The 2780-nt window shown below is 62.8% G+C and carries 4 protein-coding genes; all 4 read right to left on the bottom strand.

What is annotated here, in order from left to right:
• Positions 1 to 205 (bottom strand): Ni/Fe hydrogenase subunit alpha (locus H5T60_13790; GenBank protein ID MBC7243504.1); only part of this gene is annotated, 205 nt, incomplete at its 3' end.
• Between the two features lie 13 nt (positions 206 to 218).
• A complete protein-coding gene (locus H5T60_13785; protein MBC7243503.1) occupies positions 219 to 1193 on the bottom strand; it encodes an oxidoreductase in 975 nt (324 codons plus the stop codon).
• A gap of 3 nt (positions 1194 to 1196) precedes the next feature.
• A complete protein-coding gene (locus H5T60_13780) occupies positions 1197 to 1634 on the bottom strand; it encodes a hydrogenase iron-sulfur subunit (GenBank protein MBC7243502.1) in 438 nt (145 codons plus the stop codon).
• Positions 1635 to 1660: 26 nt separating this feature from the next.
• Positions 1661 to 2780 (bottom strand): CoB--CoM heterodisulfide reductase iron-sulfur subunit A family protein (locus tag H5T60_13775; protein MBC7243501.1); only part of this gene is annotated, 1120 nt, incomplete at its 5' end.

The raw sequence follows: 2780 nt of genomic DNA, 5'->3' as shown, positions 1-2780 counted from the left end.
GGTGTGCTTCCGGGCAAACGCCGCAGATGCGGGGGGTGATGTCCGGCAGTTCCTCTACCGGCCGGCCCTCCACAAATTTCTCAAACCCCCGCAGTTCCGGGATGATGAGGTAGGCGTTGGCCACATTCCCTTCTTCGTCCAGGAATATGTCGATCTTGCCGTGCCCTTCCAGTCGGGTAATGGGGTCAATGCTGATCTTGCGCATAATGCATCTCCTTTCACCGGTTGCCCAGTCTGGCCCGGTGCAGGGTGGAAGCCGGCAGGCCAAAGCGGTAGAAGGTGCCGGCGGGGTCGAGGATATCTCCCACGATGCGGGCCGCCTCTTCCTCGCTGTTGGCATCCACCACGGAGGCGACGGCGGAGAGCAGTGCGGCGCCCTGGTCCATCACGTTGGGCGGCGGGCCGTAACAGCCGCGGCAGGGTTGGTTGACCTGTGGGCAGAGGGCGCCGCATCCGCCGCGGGTGGCCGGGCCGGCGCAGACAATGCCCTGTTCCAGCAGACAGTGCTCGGCGTCCGGGATGATCTCGTGATAGCGGTAGTACTTCTTGATGCGCTTCTCCTCCCGCAGACGCTTGCACTCGTCACAGACGGTCTTCTCGTTCGCACCCACCACACTGCCCTTCGGAGGGAGATTGCCCCCCAGGATCGCCTCCACCACCGCCCAAATCTGGTGCGGTTGGGGCGGGCACCCTGGCACAAAGTAGTCCACATCGGTGACCTGCCCCAGCGTCTTGACGGTGTTGTACAACCGAGGGATCTCGACCTCTCCCTCGGGCAGATGGGTAATGGGCTGAGGAAGCACTCCTCTGGGGTTATCCACCGTGGGCACTTCCAGGTACACCCGCCGCAGGATGGAATCCTTGTCGAACAGGTTGGCCAACCCGGGGATACACCCTTCATAGGCGCAGGAGCCAAAGGCCACCAGCACCTTGGACTTCCGGCGCAGGAGATGTGCCATCTCCTCGTTCTCGCTGGTGCGGATGGCGCCGTTGAAGAGACAGACATCCATATGGCCGTCCGGCATGGCCTCGACATCCTTGACCTTGAAGTCCATGGCGACGGGCCAGAAGAGAATATCCGCCGCCTCATCCAGGAGCAGGATCTTCTCGCGCAGTTCCACCACCGCGATCTCGCACCCGCCGCAGGAGGCGGCCCAGTAGAGGCCCAGTTTCAGCTTGCTCTTCTTTGCCATGTCTCAGTCCTCCTTGCTTTCGAGCTGGCGAGACCAGTTCAGCGGACCCAGTGCCCGGACCCGCTCGGTGAACTCGTGCGTCAGTTGGGCCCATTTGATGGCCTCAGCCCCCGAGATCCACCCCCAATGGAACCGCTCCTTCTCAATGCCGAACTGCTCCAGCAAGCGCTCCACCAGCGGCATGCGGCGGAAGGTCTTGTAGTTGCCATTCGTGTAATAGCAATCTCCCGGGGGATGGCACCCGGAGACGATCACGCCGTCGGCCCCCATGGCGAAGGCTTTGAGGATGAACGCCGGCTCGATGCGGCCGGAGCACATCACGCGAATGACGTCCACGTTCGGGGGCTGTTCCAGCCGGCTCACGCCGGCGTTGTCGGCGGCGGTATACGTACACCAGTTGCAGACAAATGCGATGATCCGCGGCTCAAATGTGCCGGCCATGATTTTCCTCCTCATCCTCCCAGACGTCAGGCCGAAACCAGCAGGGCTTGTAGCTCTGCCAGGATCTGCTCGTCAGCAAAGTGGCGGGCACGGATCGCCTCGGCAGGACAGGCGGCGACGCAGGTGCCGCAACCCTTGCACAGGGCTTCATTCACCCGGGCTATGCGCGCCGTCTCATCGAAGGTGATGGCGCTGTAAGGACACAGTGTGATGCAGGTCTTACAGCCGGAGCACAGCTCCTCGTCCACCACCGCTATGGTCGGCGAGATGATCACTTCCCCGCGGCTCAGCAGGGCCAGTGCCTCCGAGGCGGCGGCCGCCGCATGGGCGACGGTGTCCGGCACGTCCTTGGGTGCCTGGCAGGTGCCGGCCAGGAACACACCGTTGGTGTTGGTATGGAACGGGCGAAGCTTCGGGTGCGCCTCCTGGAAGAAGCCGTTGGCACTCCGCCCCACCCCAAACATGGCCGCCACCTTGTCCGAGTCGCGCGCCGGCTCAATGGCCGTCTCCAGGATGACCATGTCCACGTCAATCTCGACCGGGATGCCCAGGGTGGTGTTCTCGGCCTTAACCTGGATACGCCCGTCCTCATGGACCACGACCTCGGCGCCGCGTCCCCGCACGAAATAGATGCCTTCCTCCTGCACCCGTTGATAGAACTCCTCATAGTCCTTGCCAAAGGCGCGGATGTCCATGTAGAACTCGAACACCTCAGCCCCAGTCTTGTCCCGCACCAGGTGGGCGTGTTTCAGTGCGTACATACAGCAGATGCGGGAGCAGTAGCGGTTGGCATGTTCATCGCGACTGCCCACGCAGTGAATGATGGCCACGCGGCGCGGCTTTTCGCCTTTGGAGGTGAGGATCTGGCCCTGGGTGGGGCCGGAGGCGCTGGAGAGGCGCTCGAACTGTAGACCGTCGATGATGTCCGGCGACTTACCGTAGGAATAGGCCGGCAGACGGCGGGGGTCAAACATCTCGAAGCCGGTGGCAACCAATATGGTCCCCACGTTAAGCTCGATGATCTGCTCCTTCTGGGTGAAGTCAATGGCGTTGGTGGGGCAGGCTTCCACACAGGCTTTGGTGCATTTCCCCCGCGTCAGGAACAGACAGGCCTGGTCGTCAATAACCGCTTTCAGCGGCACGGCC

The organism is Anaerolineae bacterium (genome assembly GCA_014360855.1).
GTDB lineage: Bacteria > Chloroflexota > Anaerolineae > JACIWP01 > JACIWP01 > JACIWP01.
This window is presented reverse-complemented; position numbering and strand designations above follow the sequence as displayed.

What these genes read in the sequence shown, in the direction of transcription:
- H5T60_13785 (MBC7243503.1), bottom strand. Translation starts at nt 1,193, where the DNA reads ATGGCAAAGAAGAGCAAGCTGAAACTGGGCCTCTACTGGGCCGCCTCC.
- H5T60_13780 (MBC7243502.1), bottom strand. Translation starts at nt 1,634, where the DNA reads ATGGCCGGCACATTTGAGCCGCGGATCATCGCATTTGTCTGCAACTGG.